General features: G+C 69.5%; 23 protein-coding genes. 7 read left to right on the forward strand and 16 right to left on the reverse strand.

Annotated elements, in window-relative coordinates:
* Positions 1–164 precede the first annotated feature (164 nt).
* On the forward strand, positions 165–1,352 hold the full coding sequence (locus E5S66_RS04745) for a multidrug effflux MFS transporter (protein WP_246037172.1): 1,188 nt from the start codon (positions 165–167) through the stop codon (positions 1,350–1,352).
* Here E5S66_RS04745 and E5S66_RS04750 read toward each other — a convergent pair.
* The 8 genes from E5S66_RS04750 to E5S66_RS04785 all read right to left on the reverse strand — a co-directional run bounded on the left by E5S66_RS04750 (position 1,339) and on the right by E5S66_RS04785 (position 8,932).
* Positions 1,339–2,673 (reverse strand): amino acid permease, encoded by a 1,335-nt coding sequence (locus tag E5S66_RS04750; RefSeq protein WP_138347998.1) that lies wholly within the window; start codon positions 2,671–2,673, stop codon positions 1,339–1,341. The two genes, E5S66_RS04745 and E5S66_RS04750, sit on opposite strands and share 14 nt — an antisense overlap.
* A 46-nt stretch (positions 2,674–2,719) precedes the next feature.
* Positions 2,720–3,784, reverse strand: a complete 1,065-nt coding sequence (locus tag E5S66_RS04755) for an aromatic ring-hydroxylating oxygenase subunit alpha (RefSeq protein WP_138348000.1) — start codon at positions 3,782–3,784, stop codon at positions 2,720–2,722.
* Positions 3,785–3,871: 87 nt separating this feature from the next.
* On the reverse strand, positions 3,872–5,833 hold the full coding sequence (locus E5S66_RS04760) for a M2 family metallopeptidase (RefSeq protein ID WP_138348002.1): 1,962 nt from the start codon (positions 5,831–5,833) through the stop codon (positions 3,872–3,874).
* Positions 5,834–5,912: 79 nt separating this feature from the next.
* Positions 5,913–6,416: a hypothetical protein gene (locus tag E5S66_RS04765; RefSeq protein ID WP_246037147.1), complete on the reverse strand. Its 504-nt coding sequence runs from the start codon at positions 6,414–6,416 to the stop codon at positions 5,913–5,915.
* 20 nt (positions 6,417–6,436) lie between these two features.
* Positions 6,437–6,700 (reverse strand): cell division topological specificity factor MinE, encoded by a 264-nt coding sequence (minE, locus tag E5S66_RS04770; RefSeq protein WP_028838487.1) that lies wholly within the window; start codon positions 6,698–6,700, stop codon positions 6,437–6,439.
* Between the two features lie 3 nt (positions 6,701–6,703).
* Positions 6,704–7,516, reverse strand: a complete 813-nt coding sequence (minD, locus tag E5S66_RS04775) for a septum site-determining protein MinD (protein WP_028838488.1) — start codon at positions 7,514–7,516, stop codon at positions 6,704–6,706.
* Between the two features lie 34 nt (positions 7,517–7,550).
* Positions 7,551–8,318 carry a septum site-determining protein MinC gene (gene minC / locus E5S66_RS04780; protein WP_138348004.1) on the reverse strand — a complete coding sequence of 256 codons (768 nt, stop codon included), beginning with the start codon at positions 8,316–8,318 and terminating at the stop codon, positions 7,551–7,553.
* Positions 8,315–8,932 carry a GNAT family N-acetyltransferase gene (locus tag E5S66_RS04785; RefSeq protein ID WP_028838490.1) on the reverse strand — a complete coding sequence of 206 codons (618 nt, stop codon included), beginning with the start codon at positions 8,930–8,932 and terminating at the stop codon, positions 8,315–8,317. Before E5S66_RS04785 ends, minC begins: the two co-directional genes overlap by 4 nt.
* Before the next feature lie 142 nt (positions 8,933–9,074).
* Here E5S66_RS04785 and E5S66_RS04790 point away from each other — a divergent pair, with 142 nt between their 5' ends.
* The 5 genes from E5S66_RS04790 (at position 9,075) to E5S66_RS04810 (ending at position 13,296) form a co-directional block, all read left to right on the forward strand.
* Positions 9,075–10,265, forward strand: coding sequence for a sensor histidine kinase (locus E5S66_RS04790; RefSeq protein WP_138348006.1), 1,191 nt, complete (start codon positions 9,075–9,077; stop codon positions 10,263–10,265).
* Entirely contained in the window at positions 10,262–10,918 is a 657-nt protein-coding gene (locus E5S66_RS04795; protein ID WP_038052520.1) for a response regulator, read from the forward strand. Before E5S66_RS04790 ends, E5S66_RS04795 begins: the two co-directional genes overlap by 4 nt.
* 171 nt (positions 10,919–11,089) lie before the next feature.
* A complete protein-coding gene (locus tag E5S66_RS04800; RefSeq protein WP_138348008.1) occupies positions 11,090–12,151 on the forward strand; it encodes an SRPBCC family protein in 1,062 nt (353 codons plus the stop codon).
* 91 nt (positions 12,152–12,242) lie between these two features.
* Positions 12,243–12,617: a DUF423 domain-containing protein gene (locus tag E5S66_RS04805; RefSeq protein ID WP_138348010.1), complete on the forward strand. Its 375-nt coding sequence runs from the start codon at positions 12,243–12,245 to the stop codon at positions 12,615–12,617.
* A 13-nt stretch (positions 12,618–12,630) separates the two neighbouring features.
* Positions 12,631–13,296 (forward strand): DNA-3-methyladenine glycosylase family protein, encoded by a 666-nt coding sequence (locus E5S66_RS04810; RefSeq protein ID WP_138348012.1) that lies wholly within the window; start codon positions 12,631–12,633, stop codon positions 13,294–13,296.
* A 15-nt stretch (positions 13,297–13,311) separates the two neighbouring features.
* On the opposite strand, the gene E5S66_RS04815 is transcribed toward E5S66_RS04810, so the two are convergent.
* The gene (locus tag E5S66_RS04815) at positions 13,312–13,701 is read right to left on the reverse strand and encodes a DUF488 domain-containing protein (protein ID WP_138348014.1); all 390 of its coding nucleotides are present in this window, start codon (positions 13,699–13,701) and stop codon (positions 13,312–13,314) included.
* Between the two features lie 135 nt (positions 13,702–13,836).
* Here E5S66_RS04815 and E5S66_RS04820 point away from each other — a divergent pair, with 135 nt between their 5' ends.
* The gene (locus E5S66_RS04820) at positions 13,837–14,844 is read left to right on the forward strand and encodes a TraB/GumN family protein (RefSeq protein ID WP_138348016.1); all 1,008 of its coding nucleotides are present in this window, start codon (positions 13,837–13,839) and stop codon (positions 14,842–14,844) included.
* 33 nt (positions 14,845–14,877) lie between these two features.
* Here E5S66_RS04820 and dxs read toward each other — a convergent pair whose 3' ends face one another.
* From dxs to trxA, 7 genes are all read right to left on the reverse strand, one after another.
* On the reverse strand, positions 14,878–16,782 hold the full coding sequence (gene dxs, locus E5S66_RS04825; RefSeq protein ID WP_138348017.1) for a 1-deoxy-D-xylulose-5-phosphate synthase: 1,905 nt from the start codon (positions 16,780–16,782) through the stop codon (positions 14,878–14,880).
* A 110-nt stretch (positions 16,783–16,892) separates the two neighbouring features.
* The gene (locus E5S66_RS04830) at positions 16,893–17,129 is read right to left on the reverse strand and encodes a hypothetical protein (protein WP_138348019.1); all 237 of its coding nucleotides are present in this window, start codon (positions 17,127–17,129) and stop codon (positions 16,893–16,895) included.
* A gap of 115 nt (positions 17,130–17,244) precedes the next feature.
* Positions 17,245–18,012: a queuosine precursor transporter gene (locus tag E5S66_RS04835; protein WP_138348021.1), complete on the reverse strand. Its 768-nt coding sequence runs from the start codon at positions 18,010–18,012 to the stop codon at positions 17,245–17,247.
* A gap of 3 nt (positions 18,013–18,015) precedes the next feature.
* On the reverse strand, positions 18,016–18,690 hold the full coding sequence (locus E5S66_RS04840) for a DUF502 domain-containing protein (protein WP_138348022.1): 675 nt from the start codon (positions 18,688–18,690) through the stop codon (positions 18,016–18,018).
* Positions 18,691–18,731: 41 nt separating this feature from the next.
* The gene (locus E5S66_RS04845) at positions 18,732–20,666 is read right to left on the reverse strand and encodes a bifunctional serine/threonine-protein kinase/formylglycine-generating enzyme family protein (protein WP_138348024.1); all 1,935 of its coding nucleotides are present in this window, start codon (positions 20,664–20,666) and stop codon (positions 18,732–18,734) included.
* Between the two features lie 63 nt (positions 20,667–20,729).
* Positions 20,730–21,179, reverse strand: coding sequence for a DUF4442 domain-containing protein (locus tag E5S66_RS04850; protein WP_138348026.1), 450 nt, complete (start codon positions 21,177–21,179; stop codon positions 20,730–20,732).
* Between the two features lie 99 nt (positions 21,180–21,278).
* Positions 21,279–22,151 (reverse strand): thioredoxin, encoded by an 873-nt coding sequence (gene trxA, locus E5S66_RS04855; protein ID WP_138348683.1) that lies wholly within the window; start codon positions 22,149–22,151, stop codon positions 21,279–21,281.
* Positions 22,152–22,225: the final 74 nt, after the last annotated feature.

Below are 22,225 nucleotides of genomic sequence, written 5' to 3' on the forward strand. Positions count from 1 at the left end.
AGCGATTATAGCGGTTGCCGACAGTTGCAAGCGTGCAACGCAGCTTTTCCGCGACGGGCGGCGACCGCCGCGCTGCTATCCTGCCCGCCGGCATTCCCCATCCCCCGGTCGTGAATCCATCCATTTCGTTCCGCCGCCTGGCGCTGCTGCTGGGTGGACTGTCGATGTTCGGCCCGTTCTCCATCGACACCATCTTCCCGGCGTTCCCGCAGATCGGTGCGCAGATGGGCGCGGACAAGCTGGCCATGCAGCAAACCATCAGCGTCTACCTGCTGGCCTACGCGGGGATGAGCCTGGTGCACGGCTCGCTGTCGGACGCGCTGGGGCGGCGGCGGGTGATCCTGGGCGGGCTGTCGGTGTTCCTGCTGGCCTCGGTGGGCTGCGCGCTGGCCACCAGCTTGCCGCAGCTGCTGGCGTTCCGCGCGCTGCAGGGCCTGAGCGCGGGCGTGGGGCTGATCGTGGGGCGAGCGGTGATCCGCGACGTGCTGCACGGCGACGACGCGCAGCGGCTGATGAGCCAGGTATCGATGATCTTCGGCATCGCCCCGGCGGTGGCGCCCGTGCTGGGCGGCTGGCTGCTGGGCTGGCACCGCTGGCCGGCGATTTTCTGGTTCCTCGCCGCGTTTGCGCTGGTGCTGATCGTGGCGGTGCAGCGCGCGCTGCCGGAAACCCACCCGCCCGCGGCGCGGCTGCCGCTGCGGCCGCCGGCGCTGCTGCGCGGCTACCTGGAGATGGCGCGCAACCCGCGCTTCCTGCGCCTGTCGATGGCGGCGGCGCTCAATTTCGGCGCGCTGTTCCTGTACATCGCTTCCGCGCCGGCGTTCGTGCTGGACCTGCTGCGGCTGCGCGAGCAGCAGTTCGGCTGGTTCTTCATCCCGATGATCGGCGGGATGATGCTGGGCGCGTTCATGTCCGGCCGCGCCGCCGGGCGCATCGACGGCCGCCGGCTGGCGAACATCGGCTTCGCCTGTTGCGGCACGGCGATGGTGCTCAACCTCGGCTATACCCTGTGGGCCGGCGCGCCGGTGGTGCCGTGGGCGGTACTGCCGATGAGCCTGCTCGCGTTCGGCATCGCGCTGGTGTTCCCGATCGTCACCCTCGCCATCCTCGACATGTATCCGCACCGGCGCGGCAGCGCGTCCTCGCTGCAGGCCTTCTTCGGCCTGCTGGGCAACGCGATCATCGCCGGCGTGCTGTCGCCGCTGCTCAGCGACAGCGCCCTGCACCTGGCGCTGGGCGCCGCCGCCTTCGTGCTGGCCGGCTGGCTGTTCTGGTGGTGGGAAAACCGCGTCTCGGGCCGCGCACTGCGGGTGCCGGCGGTGCCGGCGGCGATGGAGCCTAGCGAGCTGTAGGCCGGCGCATCCACGCATACACCGGCACCCCCGCCAGCAGCAGCACACCGCCCCACAGCAGCGCCTCGCCGCCGGCGCCAAGCAGGGCATAGCCGCTGTAGACCAGCGCGAAAGCGGCGACCGCGCGGCCCTTGCGTTCGCCGCGCAGCAGCCAGGCGGCGCTGCCGGCGAGGTAGGGCAGCAGGGTGGCGGCGGTGGACAGCAGGATCGAGAAGGTGAACAGCGACACCAGCGAGCGGCTGAAGTTGGCGGCCACCAGCAGCGAGGCCAGCAGGCTGCTGGCGAGGATGCCGAACGCCGGCGTGCCGCGCGCGTCCTGGCGGGCGAAGGCGCGCGGCAGCAGGCCATCGCGCGCGGCCGCCAGCGGGATCTGCGCCGACAGCATCACCCAGCCGTTGAGGGCGCCGAGGCAGGACACCGCCGCCACCGTGGCGATGGCGATGCCGGCCCAGCCGCCCCAGAGCATGCGCGCGGCATCGGCCATCGGTGCGGTGGAATCCTTCAGCTGCGCGGCCGGCACGATGCCGATCACCGCGGTCACTGCCAGCACCGTGGCGATCCCGGCCAGCGCGGTGCCGGCCAGGGTGGCGCGCGGGATGGTGCGCGCCGGGTCGTCGATGGCGCCGGCCGGCACGGTGGCGGCCTCCAGCCCCAGCAGCGCCCACAGCACCAGGGCGACGCAGGCATGGGTGGCCGCCGGCAGCGACTCCGCGCTGCGGTTGAACGGCTGGAACTGTGCCGGCTCGACGAACCAGATCGCGATGCCGGCGAACAGCGCCAGCGGCACGAACTTGAGCACGGTCAGCACGATCTGCATCCGCCCGGCTTCGCGCAGCCCCAGCAGGTTGATCGCGGCGCACAGCCACAGCCCCGCCAGCGCGCAGGCACCGGCGCGCAGCGGCGTCGCCACCAGCGCCGGGAACAGCGCGCCCAGGCTGCCGGCGAAGGCCACCGCGATCGCCGCGTTGGCGCTCCAGATCGACACCCAGTAGCTCCACGCCACCATGAACCCCGGTGCCTCGCCGAAGGCGTTGCGGGCGAAGGCGTAGGGGCCGCCGGTCTGCGGCCAGCGCATCGCCAGCCGCGCGAAGGTGAGCGCCAGCGCCAGCGCGCCGGACAGGGTGATGGCCCAGCCCAGCAGGCTGACGCCGCCGTACGAGGCCAGCGACGCCGGCAGCAGGAACACGCCGCTGCCGATCATGCTGCCGACCACCAGCGCGGTGGCCGACCACGGGCCGAGGGGTTTTTTCTCTACCTGCTGCACGTGCAGGGCAGTCGGCGGCGGCGAGGTGCCAGGTGCCGGGGATTCATCGTTGGCCATCTACCCCTCCCCAACCCTCCCCTGCACGCAGGGGAGGGAGCAAACATCAGAGGCCATCCGCGCGGTACGCCGCGCGCAGCAGCTCATGGAAATGGTGCACGCCGGTTTCGCGCAGCGGGTTCAGCCGGCCCGGCACATAGCTGCCGGAGGCGAAGCCGCGCTGCACGTCCTCGCAGATGCCGATGTCCTCGTGCTGCACCTCGTCGCTGAAGGCGAGGTCGGCGTCGCGCCGCGCGGCGTCGCCGGCATCGGCGTAGTAGCTGTCGAAGATCACCCGGCAGCGGTCCACGCCCAGCGGCACCACGGTATTGGTCTGCAGCCGGCCGGGCAGGATGTTGAGCGTGCTGTTCGGCCACAGCCAGTAGTACAGCGCGTCGCCGTTGCCGTACAGCGCGGGGTCGCTCTCCAGCGGACTCCACTGCAGCGAATGCCAGCGCGCCAGTTCGGTGCGGTAGCTGCGGTAATCGAGCAGCCGGTTCAGGCCCGGATGCACGAAGGGGACGTGGTAGCCCTCGAGGTAGTTGTCGACATATACCTTCCAGTTGCAGGCGATGTCGTAGCTGGCGCGGTGGTGCCCACCGTAGTGTTCCAGCCCGCGGTCGGGGCCGAGGCGGGCGTCGATGCCGGCGACGAAGGCGTCGAAGTCCGGTGCGTTCGCTGCATCGACCGCCGCGAACACCAGACCCTGCCAGATCCGCACGGCCAGCTGCGGCAGGCGCACGTCGGCGACGTCGAAGCCCTGCGCGTCCTTCATTTCCGGCGCCGAGCGCAGCTGGCCTTCCAAGGTGTAGGTCCAGCCGTGATAGCGGCAGCGCAGCGCCTTCGCGGCGAGGCCGTCGCACTGCGCGATCGGCCCGGCGCGATGGCGACAGACGTTGTGCATCACCCGCACCGTGCCGTCGCCGCCGCGCACCGCGATCACCGGCAGCCCGGCGAGGTTGGCGACGACGTGGTCGCCTGTGCCGCGCAGCTGCGAGACGTGCGCGACCAGTTGCCAGCTGCGGTCGAAGATCGCGTTGCGGTCGATGGCGGCCATCGCCGGCCCGGCATAGAAGCGCGCGGGCAGGGCGGTGGCGGTGGCTTGCGGCTGCGGGGCAAGGTCGGCGTCCATGCCGGCAGTATTGCGCGGATCACGCGGGCGCGGGCAATGAAAAAGGCCGGCAGGGCCGGCCTTCTTCGCGTACCAGAGCGCCGTGGATCAGGCGCCTGCGGCGGGCGCCTGCCAGCCGCACTGCTGGCCGGCGTTCTGCTGCTTCAGCCAGTCCTGCAGCGGGGCGAAGTATTCCAGCACCGCGCTGGCGTCCATCTTCTCGCCGCCGGTCAGCTCCTTCATGGTCTGCTGCCACGGCTGGCTGTTGCCCTTGGACAGCATCGCCCAGTAGCGCTGGCCGGCTTCCTTGTTGCCGTAGAAGCTGCATTCGTACAGCGGGCCCTTGTGGCCCGAGGCATCGCACAGCGCCTTGTAGAACTGGAACTGCAGGATGTGCGACAGGAAGTAGCGGGTGTACGGGGTGTTGCCGGGCACGTGGTACTTCGCGCCCGGGTCGAAGAAGTCCTCGCCGCGGGCGGTGGCGGGGGCGACGCCCTGGTACTTCGCCTTCAGCGCCCACCACGCCTTGTTGTAGCCGTCCGGCTGGATCGAGCCGTCGAACACGCCCCAGCGCCAGCGGTCGATCATCAGCCCGAACGGCAGGAAGGCGACCTTCGCCAGCGCCATCCGCATCTGCGCGTTGATCAGCGCTTCCTGGCTCTGCTCGGGCGCATCCACCAGCCCCACCGAGGCCAGGTACTGCGGCGTCATCGCCAGCACGATGGTGTCGCCGATGGCTTCGTGGAAACCGTCGTGGGCGCCGTTCTGGAAGATCGGCGGCTGCTTGTTGTAGGCCAGGTCGTAATAGATGTGGCCAAGCTCGTGGTAGATCGTGGTCAGCTCTTCCTCGCTGGGCACGATGCACATCTTGGTGCGCACGTCGCCGGCCATGTTCATGTCCCAGGCGCTGGCGTGGCAGACCACGTCGCGCTCCAGCGGCTTGATGAACTGCGACTTCTGCCAGTAGCTCTCCGGCAGCTTGGGCATGCCCAGCGAGACGTAGAAATCCTGCGCGCGCTCGGTCATCGCCTTGGCGGTGGCCAGCTGCGCGGCGCGCTGGGCCATGAAGCTGCGCTCGGCGGCAGAGCCGTCGGCCGCGGCGGGCTTGGCAAGTTCGCGCGCAAGGTCGGCGGCCGCCATGCGTTCCAGCGCGGCGTTCACGTCCAGGCTGCCGGCCGCCTTGTAAGGCTGCAGGATGTCCCAGAGGTTGCTCCAGTCCTGCTGCCACAGGTTGCCCATCAGGTGGGCGGGCAGCAGGCCGCCGGCGACTTCGCCCTTGTCCTTGCCGTACTGTGCGTCCAGGCGCGTGCGCGCGTAGCAGTGCAGCTGTTCGTACAGCGGCTTGACCTGGCCCCACAGGCGGTCGCTCTCGCTGGCAAGCTCCGCCGGCGACATGTCGTAGCCGGAGCGCCACATCTCGCCGGCATCGGCGAAACCCATTTCCTTCGCGCCTTCGTTCACCAGTTCGGCGAAGCGCACGTAGTCCTTGCGCATCGGCACGCTGACGGTATGCCAGCCCTGCCAGGCATCCAGCTGGGCGTCGTAGTCGCGGCTCTTGGCCAGCACCTCGCTGAGCTGACCGATGTCGCGGCAGCTGCGGCTACTGCCTTCGCCGGTGCAATAGCTGCCGGCGCCGTACATCCCCTCCATCCGCGTCACCAGCTGGGTCAGTTCCTCCAGCTTCTTCGGGTCCCGCGGTGCCGGCATCGCCGTCCACAGTTTCAGCAGCTTGAGCGCGCGCGCGGTTTCCGGCTTCAGCTGCTGGCCGTCGTAGCGTTTGGACTGCTCGATCCAGGCGTTGAGCTGGGCCAGCCAGCGTTCGTTTGCCTTGGCGGCCACCAGCTCGCTGTCGCTGTTGATGTAGGTATTGGACAGCCACTGCGCGGAGTTGAGTTCGGTGCTGAGCTTGCGCACTTCCTCGTTGACGCGGGCGACGAACTGGTCGGCGGTTTCACCCTGCTGCGCGGCGGGCGTGGCGGCGGGCGCCGTGGGCTCGGCGTCGCGCTTGCACGCAGCAAGACCGAGGGTGCCGATGACGGCGGTGGCAAGCAGGGCGTGGCGAAGCTTCACGGCGAGATCCTCGGCGGCAGGGAGATGCGGGAAGCGGCAAGGCTAGACCGCGATGCCGCGTGCGGGCAAGCGGGCCGGCTCAGGCGTGGCTGGGGCCAGCCTGCGTGAGCGCGCCCTTGGCATCCACCAGCCCGTGCTCGCGCAGCCACCGCCAGGCGTCATCGGCATCGTGTTCGACATAGGCGCGGGCGGAGCCAAGCCGGAAGGTGTAGCCCCACGCGTCCATGTCGGACCAGACCCGCTGGCGGCCAACGCCGGGCAGGGCATCGCCCAGCAGGCCCTGCAGCACGCACACCGCGTCTTCCTCGGGCACCGAATCGGTGGCGTCGGTATGCACGCCGGCGCGGCGCTCCGGCGGCAGCACGATCAGGTGCCCGGCCTCGTGCAGCAGCGAATGCACGGGCGTGTCGGCGCGGGCGTAGACGGTGGTGCCGATGATGCCGGCCTCGCTCTCGCCCCAGTAGCTGCCGGGAATGGGATCAAAATCGGCCACGCGCGCGAGCGCCAGCCCGTAGCGGGCCAGCAGCGCGCGCGGCGCATCGAAGCCGATATCGGCCAGGGTCAGCACCGGCGGGGTTTCCACGGCGGGCGGCCGGGCCGTTTTCAGGCCGGCGAGGCGCCGCGTTCCGGCAGCGACACCGAGATGTCCAGCACGTCGTGCTCGCCGTCCTTGACCACGTCCACCTTGACCGCGTCGGTGTCCACGTTCACGTACTTGCGGATCACTTCCAGGATCTCGCGGCGCATCAGCGGCAGGTAGTCCGGCGCGCCGGCCGAGCTGCGCTCCTGCGCGATGATGATCTGCAGGCGGTTCTTGGCGACCGAGGCGGTGTTCTTCTTGGGCTTGAGGAAATCGAAAATAGCCATGCCTCAACCCCCGAACAGCTTGCTGAAGAAGCCTTTCTTTTCCACCGTGGTGAAGCGCAGCGGGCGTTCTTCGCCCAGCAGCCGCGCCACCGCGTCGTCGTAGGCCTGTCCGGCGATGGATTCGCCGTCCATGATCACCGGCTCGCCCTTGTTGGACGCGTTCAGCACGTCGCCCGATTCGGGGATCACGCCGATCGTCTTCAGGCCCAGCACTTCTTCGACGTCGTTGATCGACAGCATCTCGCCGCTCTCCACCCGCACCGGGCTGTAGCGGGTCAGCAGCAGGTGCGCCGCAACCTCGCCGTCGCTGCGTTCTGCGCGATGGGTCTTGGAGGCCAGCAGGCCCAGCACGCGGTCGGAGTCGCGCACGCTGGAGACTTCCGGGTTCACCACCACGATCGCCTTGTCGGCGTAATACATCGCCAGGAACGCGCCCTTCTCGATGCCGGCGGGGCTGTCGCAGATGACGTAGTCGAAGCCTTCGGCGGACAGGTCCTTCAGCACCTTCTCCACCCCTTCCTTGCTCAGCGCATCCTTGTCGCGGGTCTGGCTGGCGGCCAGCACGTACAGGTTGTCGAAGCGCTTGTCCTTGATCAGCGCCTGCTTGAGCGTGGCCTCGCCGTGGATGACGTTGACGAAGTCGTACACCACCCGGCGCTCGCAGCCCATGATCAGGTCGAGGTTGCGCAGGCCGACGTCGAAGTCGATGACCGCGACTTTCTTGCCGCGACGGGCGAGCCCGGTGGCGATGCTGGCGCTGGTGGTGGTCTTGCCGACGCCGCCCTTGCCCGAGGTGATTACGATGATCTCAGCCAAAGTGGCTTCCTCCGTGATGCTGTGGGAGCGGCATTCAGTCGAGCGCCGCAAGCTTGAGTTGTCCGTTTTCCAGCCACACCTGCACGGCCTTGCCGTGCAGCGCGGCGGGGATGTCTTCCATCACCTTGTAGTGCCCGGCCACCGCGACGAGTTCGGCATGGAACTCGCGGCAGAAGATCCGGGCGCCTTCGTTGCCGCGCGCACCGGCCAAGGCGCGGCCGCGCAGTGCACCGTAGATGTGGATGCTGCCATCGGCAAGCACTTCCGCGCCAGCGCCGACGGGTGCCAGCACGGTCAGGTCGCGCTGTTCGGCGTAGACCTGCTGGCCGGAGCGCACCGGCGTGGCCTGGATCAGGCCGGGTGCGGACGCGCTGGCGGCCGCCGGGGCGGCGGGGGCAGGCGACGGCTCGGCCGCGCGGAGCGGTTCCGGGGCGCGCGCCGGCGCCGGCGCATCGTCGGCGCGTTCGTACTGGGCTCGGAACTTCGCCAGCAGCGGCAGGCCCAGCTGCTGCGAAAGCGCATCGATTTCCCTGGTGCCGTAGGCCAGCGCCACCGGCAGCACGCCGGCCGCGCGCAGGCCGTCCACCAGCGCGCGCGCCTCGTCGATGCCGGGCGCCTTGCTCAGGCCGCCGAAATCCAGCACCACCGCGGCGCGCGCGAACAGGTTGGGCGCGCGCTGCACGCGTTCGGCCATCTCCGCGGCCAGCTGCGCCGGGTCGAGGCTGCGCACGCGCAGGTTGGCGATGCCGACCTGGCCGAATTTCAGTTCGCCGGCCTGTGCGTAATCGGTCTGCGCACTCATGCGCAGGCTCCGTGCGCCGGCAGCGCGGCGGCGACGTGGCTGCGCGGGCGCTGCAGCCAGGGCTCGTCGGGCAGGGCGTCGCCGTAGGTGTCGCGCACCCACTGATAGCTGCACAGGAACTTCATCAGCATCGCCGCGCGCAGGTCGTGGCCGGGGCCTTCGGCCGAGGGCATCACGTTCTGGCCGACTTCGCGGAAGCCGAAGCTGCCGTGGAACAGCAGGGCGTGGTCGGCGCCGTGTTCGAGGAACACCTCGCAGGCCAGATGCGGATAGCGCAGCTCGGCATAGCTCTGCACATCGGCGTACAGCGCACGGCCGACGCCACCGCCGCGGCGGCGGCTGGCCACCACAACGCGGTCGATGTAGAAGAAATCCGGGTAGCGCTCGCGGAACCAGGCGAAATTGACGCTGTCGTGCTGCGCATGCGCGCCGAAGCCGATCAGGAAGCCGGCCATGGCGCCGTCGCGCTCGGCAACGCGGAAATATTCGGCGCGGTCGAACAGCTGGCGCAGGCGGCCCGAGTCCAGGGGGAGGATCGCAGGACCTGCCGCGTTGTTGAGGGCCAGGACGGAATCCAGCTCGTGCTCGCGCACGTCGCGGATGGCGATCGACATTCCTTGGAACTCCTTGAAACTCCGGTGGCTGCTGCGCGTGGTCCGCGGTGCGGGCCACAGGCGATTATCGCATGCGCCGCCGGGGCGCGCGCCATGACCTTCGATGCAGGGCGGGGCGGGGCGCAAGGCGGTATAAGACGCCATGTTCGCGCGAATCCCCCACACCCGCTTGTTGCGCTATGCCGGCCTGTTCACCTGGGCGATGGTCGGCCTGCCGCTGCTGTATTTCTGGCTGCGGCCGCCGCAGGTCGCCAGCGGCGACAACCTGGCCATGCCCTGGCAGGGCTGGGTGGCCTATGTCGCGTTCGGCGCCGGCTACGTCTGGCTGACCCGCAACCTGGGCGGGCGCCGGCGCAGCGCCGCCGATTACCTGCTGCTGCTGGTGCTGACCGCGGCCGCGCTGGGGGTCAGTTATTTCAGCGGCACCGGCATGGGCAGCGTGCTGCTGATGGTGGCGGCCTGCGTGTTCCCGTGGCTGCTGCCGCTGCCGCTGGGGGTGGCCTGGCTGCTGGTCAGCCAGCTGGCGGTGGCGCCGGTGTTCATCCGCTGGCTGGGCTTCCCGCCGATGGAAGCGCTGATGCAATCAATGCTGTACGCGGGTTTTTCCGGCTTCGTGTTCGTGGTCAGCCTGGTCGCCCTGCAGCAGGCGCAGGCGCGCGAGGACCAGCGCCGCCTCAATGCGGAGCTGCGCGCCACCCGCGCCCTGCTGGCGGACAGTGCGCGGGTCAACGAACGCACCCGCATCTCGCGCGAACTGCACGACCTGCTGGGCCACCACCTCACCGCCCTCAGCCTGAACCTGGAAGTGGCCGGCCACCTGTCCGAAGGCCGCGTCCGCGAGCACGTGCAGCAGGCCCACACCCTGGCCCGGCTGCTGCTGACCGACGTGCGCGAGGCGGTGAGCCAGCTGCGCGAGGGCGGCGCGATCGATCTGGGCGCGGCGCTGCGTCCGCTGGCCGAGAACGTGCCCAAGCTCGCCATCGAAACGGACATCGAACAACCGCTCACCGTCGACGACCCGGAGCGCGCGCACGTGCTGCTGCGCTGCGCGCAGGAAGCCATCACCAATGCGGTGCGGCATGCCGGTGCCAGCCGGTTGTGGCTGGCGGCGCGGCGGGAGGGGCACAATATCGTCCTGCAGGTGCGCGACGATGGCCGCGGCAGCGACCAGGTGCTCCCGGGCAACGGCCTGCGCGGCATCGGCGAACGCCTGCGCCAGCACGGCGGCCGCCTGGACATCGAGACTCGCCGCGGCCAGGGTTTCCAGCTCACCATTACCCTGCCGGTGGCGCCGAATGCGGCCACCCGCCTTCCCGAAGGAGTCATCGCATGACCCGACCCACCCCGATCAGCGTGTTCCTGGTGGACGACCAGACCCTGGTGCGCCAGGGCATCCGTTCGCTGCTCGCCCTGGCTGAAGGGATCGAAGTGGTGGCGGAAGCCTCCGACGGCCGCCAGGCGGTGGAGCGCATCCCGGAAGTGAAGCCAGACGTGGTGCTGATGGACATGCGCATGCCGGCGATGTCCGGGCTGGAGGCGCTGCAGGCGATGGGGCGCGCCGGCACCCTGCCGCCCACCATCATCCTCACCACGTTCGACGACGACGCGCTGGTACTGGCGGGAATCAAGGCCGGCGCCAAGGGCTACCTGCTCAAGGACGTGTCGCTGGAGCAGCTGGTGAGTGCCATCCAGGCCGTGGCCGGCGGCGGTTCGCTGGTGCAGCCGGCGGTGACCCAGCGCCTGCTGTCGGGGCTGGAGCACATGCGCAACGAGTTCGTCAGCCTCGATCGCCCGGACCCGCTGACCGACCGCGAGACCGAGATCCTGCGGCTGATGGCCTCCGGCTTTTCCAACAAGGAGATCGCCAATTCGCTGGGCGTGGCCGAGGGCACCATCAAGAACCACGTATCCAACATCCTCAGCAAGCTGGGCGTGCGCGACCGCACCCGTGCGGTGCTCAAGGCGTTCGAGCTGCAGCTGGTCTGACCGGCGCCCGCCCGGTGCCCGCCCGCGCCGGGCGCGGGCGGCGCTGTCCGGATTGGTGGCCGCCGTCGCGTTTTTTCGCCTCCATCCCCTCGCCGCCGATGGCTGCAGTTTGTTAGGATGGCCGGTCTGTGCGGCTCAAGGCCGCTGGCGGCCTTTCCCGGAGATTCCTGAATGACTCGTTTGCTCGAGATCCTGATTTCGCTCGCAATCGTCGTGGCGCTGTACCTGGTGGTCGGCATCGCATTGCCGTCTTCGCGCCACCTGGTGGAGAAGATCGAAACCAACCGCAAGCTCACCATCGTGTTCGATACCCTCAACAGCTTCCGTCGCTTCAAGGACTGGAACACGGTGGTGCTGCGCGACCCGCGCATGCAGGTCACCCTGTCCGGTCCCGAGGAAGGCGAAGGCGCCCAGCTCGACTACGTCTCGGACAAGAAAGGTGTGGGCGCTGGTTCGTGGAAGATCGTCGAGAGCGTGCCGCGCGAAAAGATCGCGTTCGCGATCGAGAACGAGGAGCGCGGCAGCAACAAGCGCACCGCGTTCACCTTCAAGCCGACCGGCCGCAACAACCGCAACGTCGAGATCACCCAGACCTACGACGTCGATTACGGCTGGAACCTGATCGGTCGCTACGCCGGCATGTACGTCACCCGCCACGTGGGCGACGACATGAAGATGGGCCTGACCCGCCTGGTCAACATGCTGGCCGCGGTGCCGAACGTCGACTACGCGATCAAGGACAGCAAGATGACCACCCCGAAGGTGGTCGATCGTCCGGCCGAAGACCTGCTGGTCGTCAGCGCGGGTGCGGTCGAGCGCGGCAACGCGCAGATCCAGGCGTCGATGACCTCCAACAGCGAGTGGATCAAGCGCGTGATCGACGCCAACGGCCTCGAAGCGGTTGGCCCGCTGCGCATCGTCACCACCGACCTGGGCCGCGAAACCTACACCTTCGACGTGGTCCAGCCGGTCCGCAAGAAGGACGGCAGCGCCATCACCAGCGTCGCCACCCAGGGCCCCGTGCAGCACGTGCAGAGCCCGGCGGCGAAGGCCGTGGTGGCTTCCTACACCGGCTACATGGCGGAGCTGGAGAACGTCCGCAACGCGCTGCGTGCCTGGGCTGCGACCCACGGCCACGAAGTGAAGGACCGCGCCTTCGAGGACTACAAGTCCGGCGTGGCGGGGGCCTTCACCGAGAACGGCCAGTTCGACGTCTACTGGCCGGTGAAGTAAGCGCTTCGCGCAAGCCATCGCGATACCCGCAAACGCCGCGTCCTGACGCGGCGTTTGCATTTGTGCCGCCCCCTGCAGGCAGAATGCACGCATGAACAGCCACGGTGCTCCCGCCTTCGTCGTCTATCGGCGCTACCTCGCCGCCATCGGCAGTCTGCTGGCCGCGCTGGCGGTGGCGCTGTCCGCCTATGCCATGCACGCCGCTGCACCGGAGGCGCAGCCGCGGCTGCTGCAGGCCGCGATCTTCGCCTTCGCCCACGGCGTGGCGCTGACTGCGCTGGCACCGCTGGCGCAGCGGCCGTTGGGCCTGCTGGCATTGGCGATGCTGCTGGGCGGGGTATTCCTGTTCTGCGGCAGCCTGTTGGCGGTGGTGCTGCTGGGGCTGGCGCCGACGCTGGCGCCGTTCGGCGGCGCGCTGATGATCAGCGGCTGGCTGTTGCACGCCTACGACCGGTTGCGGGGCTGAGGGGGACGGGATCATGGCGCGTGGATTCGATGTGGAGGCGGCATTCGCGCATCTGTGCAAACGCGATCGCAAGCTGGGCGCGTGGATGCGCCGTCTGGACCCGATCGCGGCCAACCCGCAGTGGCGCAAACCCTTCGACCCGGTCGACGCGTTGGCCCGCGCCATCCTCTACCAGCAGCTCAGCGGGAAGGCGGCGGCGACCATCGTCGGCCGCGTCGAGACCGCGATCGGCAGCGACCGCTTCCACTGCGACACGCTGGCGCGCATCGACGATGCAGCGCTGCGCGGTTGCGGCGTGTCCGGCAACAAGCTGCTCGCCCTGCGCGACCTGGCGCGGCGCGAGGAAGCGGATGAAATCCCCAGCCTGCGGCGGATGGCGGCGATGAGCGACGACGACATCGTCGCCGCGCTGGTGCCGATCCGCGGGATCGGCCGCTGGACCGTGGAGATGATGCTGATGTTCCGGCTCGGCCGTCCCGACGTGCTGCCGATCGACGACCTCGGCATCCGCAAGGGCGCGCAGGCGGTGGACAAGCTGGACGCGATGCCGACGCCGAAGCAGCTGGCGGCGCGCGGCGAAGCCTGGGGACCGTACCGCAGCTACGCCAGCTTCTACCTGTGGCGCATCGCCGATGCCGCCGCTGGCGCGAAACAGGCAGTAGCGCGTTCGCAGGACTGAGCGTCGCGGGGCTGCCTAGGGAGCGACCTTGGCACCGGCTTCCTGCAGCAGCCTGCGCAGTTCGTGGCGATGGCAATGCGCCTCGTCCTGGCAGTAGCAGCCCACGCTGAAATCCGTGCCCTGCGACAGCGCCGCCAGCAGCGCGATGGCATGCGCGGCATCGGGACGCTTCATCTCGCTGCGGTAATGCCTGAAGAAATTGGCCCAATCCTTGGCGGTGACGGCGGCATGGGCAATGTCCATCGCCGCCTGGCTGGGCGCCACGGTGGGCAGCCAGACGTCGTAGAAGTCGCGCTTGGCGAATTCGGACTTCGGCACGCCGCGCGGCGGCCGCCGCACGGTGCCGATCCGCAGTCCTTCCGCAGGCAGTCGCGGGGTGCCGAGGCGGACGATGCGAACGGACATGCGGGGTTCCTCGGCAGTGGCCGCCATCGAGGGTAGCGCAGCGTTTGCATGGCCGCCGCGGATTCAGTCGGCGGTTGAACTTTTTCCAGTGATAGGCGTCACAATTTTATTTCCGGTAGTCGATGGAGCGAATGGATGCGAAAGACGATGTTGGCGGCGGCGATGGCGCTGGGCTTCATGTCGATGCCGCTGCAGGCGCAGCAGGCCGCGCCGCCGGCGGACGGCATCCGCACCGAGGCCACCGTGGTGGTGGAAGGCGAGCAGCCGGGCCCCGGCCTGTGGCTGGTGCGCAAGGGCAGCCACGACCTCTACGTCCTCGGCACGCTGCGGCCGCTGCCGATGAAGATGCAGTGGCAGTCCGCGCAGCTGCAGCAGGTGCTGGCGCAAGCGCAGGAAGTGATCCGCATGCGCGGCGTGCAGATCGACGCCGACGTTGGATTCTTCAAGGGCCTGCTGCTGATGCCGAAGCTGCTGGGCGCGCGCAACAACCCGGACGACAAGAAGCTGCAGCAGGTGGTATCGCCGGCCTCCTACGCGCGCTGGCAGGCGCTGAAAACGCGCTACATCGGCAGCGACGGCGGCGTGGAGAAGCGGCGCCCGCTGTTCGCCGCGCAGGAGCTGTATGCGGCGGCAATCAAGAAAAGCGGCCTGGACACCAAAGACCTGGCCTGGCCGGTGGTGGCCGAGGCGATCGAGGCGCACGGTCCCACGGTCACGGTGGTGCGGGAAACCATCACCATCAAGGACCCCAAGCCGCTGCTCAAGGAATGGTCGAAGACGACGCTGGACGACCTGGCCTGCTTCGACAGCACCATGACCCATATCGAGACAGACCTCGACGCCATGCGCGCCCGCGCCAATGCCTGGGCCACCGGCGATGTCGCCGCGCTGCGTGGATTGCCGCCGGCCTACCGCTGGGAGGCGTGCAACAACGCGATCTCCGAAGCCGGCATCGGCAAGCGGCTCGGTTTTGGCGACGCGCAGCGCAAGCTGCGCGCCAAATGGTTGGCGGCAGCCGAAGCGGCGCTGGAGCGCAATACGGTGAGCTTTGCCACGCTGGCGCTCAGCGACATGCTGGGCACGGATGGCTATCTGGCCGCGCTGCAAGCCAAGGGCTATACGGTGATCGCGCCGGACGAGTGAGCCCAGGCTGGCGGATGCGGCCGCGTTGCGCAGTCAGGATGCGGCCTGCGCGCGCGGCGCCTGCAGCAGATCCGGCCAGCGCTTCAGCACCGCCGCGCGGATGCCGGCCGCGTCCAGCCCGGCTTCGGCCAGCAGGTCTTCGCGGCTGGCGTGGTGCTGGAAGGCGTCGGGCAGGCCGAGGTGCAGGATCGGCAGGCCCATGCCCTCGGCGGCCAGCAGTTCGGCCACGCCGCTGCCGGCCCCGCCTGCCACCACGTTGTCTTCAAGGGTGACGAAGCCCTCGTGGCTGTTCGCAAGTTCAAGGATCAGCGCGCGGTCCAGCGGTTTGACGAAGCGCATGTTGACCACGGTGAGGCCAAGATCCTCGCCCACCTGCTGCGCTGCCGGCACCAGTGCGCCGAATGCGAGCAGGGCGATCCGCGCACCGCTGCGGCGCAGCTGCGCCTTGCCGATCGGCAGCGTGTCCAGGCCCGGTTGCACGGCCACGCCGGGGCCGGTGCCGCGCGGGTAGCGCACCGCGGCCGGGCCGGGATGATGGTGGCCGGTGGAGAGCATCTGCCGGCACTCGTTCTCGTCGGCCGGCGCCATCACCAGCATGTTCGGCACGCAGCGCAGGTAGCTGAGGTCGAGGTTGCCGGCGTGGGTGGCACCGTCCGGGCCGACCACGCCGCCGCGGTCGATGGCGAACAGCACGTCCAGTTCCTGGATGGCGACGTCGTGCACCAGCTGGTCGTAGCCGCGCTGCAGGAAGGTGGAATAGATCGCCACGACCGGTTTGGCGCCTTCGCAGGCCATGCCGGCGGCCAGCGTCACCGCGTGCTGTTCGGCGATGGCCACGTCGAAATAGCGGTCCGGGTATTCCTGGCTGAAGCGCACAAGACCGGAGCCTTCGCGCATCGCCGGGGTGATGCCGAGCAGCTTGGGATCGCTTGCTGCCATGTCGCAGAGCCAGTCGCCGAACACGTCGGTGTAGGTGGGCTTCTTCGCCGCGGGCTTGCCGACCACGCCGATGGACGGGTCGAACGGGCTGACCGCGTGGTAGCCGATCTGGTCGCCTTCGGCCAGTTCGTAGCCCTTGCCCTTGGTGGTGATGACGTGCAGCAGCTGCGGGCCTTTCAGGCCTTTCAGCGTCTTCAACGTCTGCAGCAGGGCGTCGGTGTCGTGGCCGTCGATCGGGCCGGTGTAGTGGAAGCCCATCTGCTCGAACAGGGTGGAGGGCACGAACATGCCTTTCCAGTGTTCTTCCCAGCGCTTGACGAAGCGTGCCGGCGGGTTGCGCTTGTCGCCCAGCAGCTTCTTGCCGCCTTCGCGGATGGCGTTGAGGGTGCGGTTGCCGGACATCCGCCCGAGCATCTTGGTCAGCCCGCCCACCGCCTCGCTGATCGACATGCGGTTGTCGTTGAGGATGACCAGGATGTCCGGTTCCTCGTCCATGCCGCCGGCGTGGCCCAGTGCTTCCCAGGCCATGCCCGCGGTCATCGCGCCGTCGCCGATCACCGCCACGATGCGGCGGTCGATGCCGGCCTTCGCATTGGCGATGGCCATGCCCAGCGCGGCCGAGATCGAGGTCGAGGAATGGCCGACGCCGAAGGTGTCGTATTCGCTTTCCTCGCGCTTGGGGAACGGCGCCACGCCGTCCTTCTGCTTGACCGTGTGGATGCGGTCGCGCCGGCCGGTGAGGATCTTGTGCGGATAGCACTGGTGGCCGACGTCCCAGACGATGCGGTCGTGCGGCGTGTCGTACAGGTAGTGCAGGACCGTGGTCAGCTCCACCACGCCCAGCCCGGCGCCGAAGTGCCCGCCGGATTTGCCGACCGACTCGATCAGGAAGCCGCGCAGCTCGTCGGCCGCCGCGCGGACGTCGGTTTCGGGCAGCTGGCGCAGGTCGGCAGGGTTGTCGATCTTCGACAACAGGGGGTAGCGGGACGCATCGATCATCCGCCTATTGTCGCGCCGCAGCGGGGTGCGGGCAACGTGAAGGCGAAGCTGGAAACGCGCAGGGCCCGCGTTTGCGGGCCCCGGCGTTCACCCGGTGGTGGCGCGCGCGATCAGCCGCAGCTGCCGCAGCAGGTGGTCCCTTCGGCGTGCTCCGGTGCCAGCGTGGCGGGGAAACCGGCGGCGCGCAGGGCGTCGCTGATGTCGTTTTCCTTCATCTCGCTTTCCACCAGCAGGCGGCCGCGGCCGATGTTGGCGGTGATCTTGGCCTGCGGGTCCAGCGCATGCACGGCGAAAGCGATGGAGCGGGCGGTGGCCTCGTCAACGAGGCCCAGGACGTCGAACAGCATGGGGAAACTCCAGGAAATGGCGGAACGCGCTGTGCGCGGTGTGGACATGATCCGCAGGCACCGCCGGCCGCGCCTTGACCGGGATCAGCCGGCGGCTGGTCGTTGCCTCCCGGTTTCAGGCCGACGCCGCCTGTGCGCGCAGCTGCGCGGCGCGATCGATGCCCAGATAACGGTGGATGCCGGCGCGGGCGAGGTAGAGCAGCGGGATCAGGGCGATGGCCGCCAGCATCTTGTAGGCGTAGTTGAGCGTGCCCACCGCCAGGAACTGCGAGGTGGGCCAGTGCTGCGGGCCGATCACGAAGGCGATGTACAGCACCACGAAGCTGTCCACCAGCTGTGACACCGCGGTGGAGCCGGTGGCGCGCAGCCAGGCGTGGCGTTCGCCGGTGCGGCGGCGGATCTGGTGGAAGACGTGGATGTCGATCAGCTGGCCGATCAGGAACGCCACCAGCGAGCCGACCATGATCCACATGCCCTGGCCGAACACCGCCGCATACGCGGCCTGGTAGTCGGGCACGCCCTGATGCCGCGCCGCGCCCACCCACCAGCCGGCGGGCGCCAGGCGGATGGCGACGTACGCGAACAGGAAGCCGTAGGCCACCAGCCCGGCGGCCAGCCAGCTGACCATGCGCACGCCGCGCTTGCCGAAGTACTCGTTGACCGTGTCGGTCATGATGAACACGATCGGCCAGACCACCGTACCGGCGGTGAAATCCAGGGTGCCGCCCTGCCCGAACAGGTTCCAGTGCAGCGGCGCGATCCCCAGCGTGCCTTCCAGCGCGAAGATCTTGACCCCGATGAACTCCGCCAGCACCGCGTTGGCGCAGAAGAACGCCGCCAGCGCGGCGAACAGGCGGGTCGCGCGGTCGTCCAGCAGGCGCATGCCTCAGCGCGACTTTGCCGGGGGCGGCGCGAACGGGATGGTGTCCGGCGCCACCGCGCCGCCGCTGATGATGAAGCTCATCGCCTGGTCCACGGTCCAGTCGGTCGGGGTGATCTTCTCCATCGGCACGATCTCGAGGTAGCCCGAGGTCGGATTGGGTGTGGTCGGCACGTACACCGCCGCCAGTTCGCGGCCGGTCCCGATTTCGCGCATCACCCGGGTGACGAAGCCGAGCGTCTTCATCTCGTTGTGCGGAAAGTCGATCAGCACCACCCGTTGGGTGCCATCGGGCTTGGTCTGCAGGATATCCAGCAGCTTGCGCGCGCTGCCGTAGATGGTGCTGGCCAGCGGGATCCGCGCCACCAGCGCCTCGAACCAGCGAAGGAGTCGCTGTCCTACCACCCGCCGGGCCAGCCAGCCGGCCAGCAGGACGAAACCCACCGTGGCGACGAGGGCGATTCCGTTCTGCACCCACGGCTCCACCAGCCATCCGAACGTGCGCGGATTGCCGGCCGCGATGCCGGCAAGACCCGGTTCGATCAGCGGCTTGCTGAGATCGCCCAGCAGCACGAACACGAATTTCACCACCACCCAGGTCAGCCACAGCGGCAACAGGGTGAGCAGGCCGGTCAGGAACAGGCGCTGCAGGCGCAGGCCGAGCGAGGGGGAAGGAGGCATCCGAGCATTCTAGCGGCAGCCCGGCGCGCGAACGCTGCGCCTCAGCGCGGGCGCACCAGCAGGATGCCGACGTCGGAATAGCCGCGCGAGGCGTCCAGCGGCTGCCGCTTGCCGTTGGCCATGCGGTTGCTGCAGGCATGGTCGGCGCACAGCGCCAGCCAGCCGCCCGCCGAGGTGGGCTGGGCGCGCAGTTCGCCGGCGCTGGGCAGGTGGTAGCGCACGCCGTCTTGCACGCTGAGCCAGGACGCATAGGCCTGCGCGTCGGCGGCGGAGACGCAGGCGACCGGCTTGCGGTCGCTGCCGGTGTTGTTCCACTTCAGCTTGCGGCCGAAGAAGCCCTTGCCGCAGTCCGCCGCGGCGCGGCCGGTGGCGTTGGCAAAGCGGGCGTAGTCGGCGCGGCTGACCGTCAAGATTTCCACGTTGGCCGCGGTTTCGCTCGCCTTGGCGGTTCCCGTAGCCGCCCGGGTGGCGGGCCCGACCCGTGCCTGCAGCGCCCGCTGGCGCGCGGCGTCCAGCCCCAGCCAGCCGGTTTCGGCCAGCAGGGTGGCGGCGCTGGCGCGGGTGGCGGGCTTGGCCAGCAGCGCGGTCAGGCGCCGCTCCAGCGCGGCGTCCAGCCGCTTGCGCAGGAGGATGATGGACGCGCCGGTGCCGCCGCGGCGGACATCGAGCTGCTGCGCGCGGTGGAAGGCGGCGCGCGCCCCGGCGGTGTCACCGCCCAGCAGCGCGCGTTCGGCGGCGTTGCCGAGCGCATCGAACAGTTCCGCGGTCAGGCGCAGGGTGTCGGGGTCGGTGGGGTTGGTCCGCCACGCCGCCTCGATGCTGTCCCAGGCGTTGGCGTTGGCGGGCGAAAGCAGCGCACCGTTGCGCAGCTGCTGCTCGGCATTGGCGACGAAGGCGGCGACGCTGCCGCCTGCCGCGGCCAGCGGATCGCCCAGTCCGGTGACTGCGCCTTCGGCGGGGACCGGCAGGCCGGCTGCGCCGGCTGCGTCGGCGCTCGGCGTGCCGGCTGCGGGCTGCGATGTCGATTCGCGCATGGAGAGGTAGCCCGCGGCCAGCGCCAGCACCGCGATCGCGCCGATGCCGGCTAGCAGCCAGCGCGGCCGCCGAGCCGCGGCCTCCGGCTCGCGCGCCGCAGCTGGCACTTCCACCGCGGTGAACGCCCTGCCGCTGCGCCGTTCCAGCGCGTCCAGTGCCTGCAGCATGTCGTCGGCGCTGGCGTAGCGCTGGTCCGGCTGTTTGGCCATGGCCTTGTCGATCAGCGGCTGCCAGTGCTTCAGCGCCGCCGGCAGCCGCGGCACCGGTTCCTGCACGTGCTTGAGCGCCATCGTCAGCGCGTCGCCGGCGTTGTACGGCAGCTGCCCGACCAGCATTTCCCAGGTGAGCACGCCGATGCTGTAGAGATCGGCGCGGCGATCCACGTCCTGCCCGCGCGCCTGCTCCGGCGGCATGTAGGCGGTGCTGCCCACCGCCAGCCCGGCGCTGGTCAGGCGCGGGTTGCTGCCGCGGCGCAGGGCGATGCCGAAGTCGGCCAGCATCGGCCGGTCGGCGTCGTCGAACAACACGTTCTCGGCCTTGACGTCGCGATGCACCACCCCGCGCACGTGCGCGTAGTCCAGTGCGTCCAGCAGGCTGCGCAGGATCGCCGCCACCTTCGGCTGGTCGCCGGCCAGCCGGCGCTGGGCCAGATGGCCGCGCGACAGGTAGGGCATCGAATAGAACGGCAGGCCGTCGCCGGTGCGCCCGACCTCGTAGATGCCGACGATGTTGGGGTGTTCCAGCCGGGCGATGGTGCGCGCCTCGTTCTCGAAGCGGGCGCGGCTGACCTCGTCGGCCAGCGCGTCGGCCAGCATCACCTTCAGCGCCACCTTGCGGTCCAGAGATGCCTGCTCTGCGAGATAGACGGTGGACATGCCGCCGTGGCCGATCACCCGCAGGATGCGGTAGCCGTCGATGCTGGGATAGGTCTTGTCGGTCACGTCGCTGTTGCTTCCCCGGGCGCAGCCCCGAGCATACGACGGCCGTGGTGATGGATGGAACGATCAGCGCGCGGGCTTGCGCCGGACGTACAGCTGCTTGCGGGTGCGCGCGACCACCTCGCCGCCGGCATCCACGATGTCATTCTCGAACCAGCGCAGCACTTTCCCGCCACCGGCGGCGTCATCCCGCAACGCTTCCAGCACCGTGTCCTCGAGGGTGAAGCTGGCCTGCACCACGCCGCGGCCGGGCTTCACGAACTCGATTTCGCCGGCCTTGTCCCAGACGAAATGATCGCGGCCGAGATGGTGCAGCACCATCAGCATCCAGAACGGATCGGTCATCGCGAACAGGCTGCCGCCGAAATGGGTGCCGACGTAGTTGCGGTTCCACGGGCGCATCCGCAGTTCCACCTGCGCGCGACGGTAGTCGTCGGACAGGTCGGTCAGGTGGATGCCGGCAAGCAGGTAGGGCGGCCACAGGTTGAGGCCGTGGCGGAACAGGCTGGCTCGCATGGGGGTGCCGGATGCGGGGGGAGGGACATGATCCCATACGCAGCCGTACTGGCGGGTGTGCGCAGCGCCCGCGTGAGGGCGGGCGCGCGTTCGCGCGGGTCAGGCCAGCAGCAGCGCGGACATCTGGCGGCGCACCTTCGACACCAGATCCTCGTCGTCGAGCACGCGGAAGGCGTCGATCAGCGATTTGCGGGCTAGGTCGTCGCCGTACTTGCGGTCGCGGCGCAACATCTCGATGAACTGGGCCAGCCCGGCCTCGGCATCACCGGCGACCAGCTGGCGCACGCCCAGCAGGTGGCGCGCGCGCAGGTCGCCCGGATCGGCGGCGACGGCGGCTGCCAGCACTTCCGCGGGCGGCGCGTCGGCCAGCAGGGCGGCGAAGCCCAGCTTGGCGCGCGCCTTGATGGCGCGGTCGTCGGTGGCAAGGTTGGCCGGCAGCCGGTCCAGCAGCTGTTCTGCTTCGCCGGCTGCGCCGGTCTGCAGCAGGGCCAGGGCGAGGTCGAGCTTGTGTTCGTCCTTGTCCGGCTCGGCTTCCACCGCCTTGCGCAGGCGCAGCACTTCCTGGTGCGGGTCGAGCGGCGCGGCTTCGGCCGGCGCTTCTTCCTCGGCGGGGGCAGCGGCCGGCTCGATGCCGTGGTGCTTGAGGAATTCGCGCAGCTGGCCTTCCGGCAGCGCGCCGGGGAAACCGTCCACCAGCTGCCCGTCCTTGACCAGCATGACCGTGGGTACCGAGCGGATCTGGAACGCGGCGGCCAACTCCTGCTGCTTGTCCACGTCGACCTTGGCCAACACGAAAGCGCCGTGGTAATCGGCGGCCAGCTTCTCCAGCAGCGGCCCCAGCGTCTTGCACGGGCCGCACCATTCGGCCCAGAAATCCACCAGCACGGGGGTCTGCATCGACCGGCGGATCACCTCCTCCTCGAACTGGGCGGCGGTGGCGTCGAACACGTTCGGGCTGGCGGTCTGGTTCATGGCGGGGTCGGAAAGGGACATGGCCCAGTAGATGGCGACGAAGGCCGCAATCGCAAGCCGATGTAAAAAATAGT

The sequence above is a fragment of the Thermomonas fusca genome (genome assembly GCF_005862345.1).
Taxonomy (GTDB): domain Bacteria; phylum Pseudomonadota; class Gammaproteobacteria; order Xanthomonadales; family Xanthomonadaceae; genus Thermomonas; species Thermomonas fusca.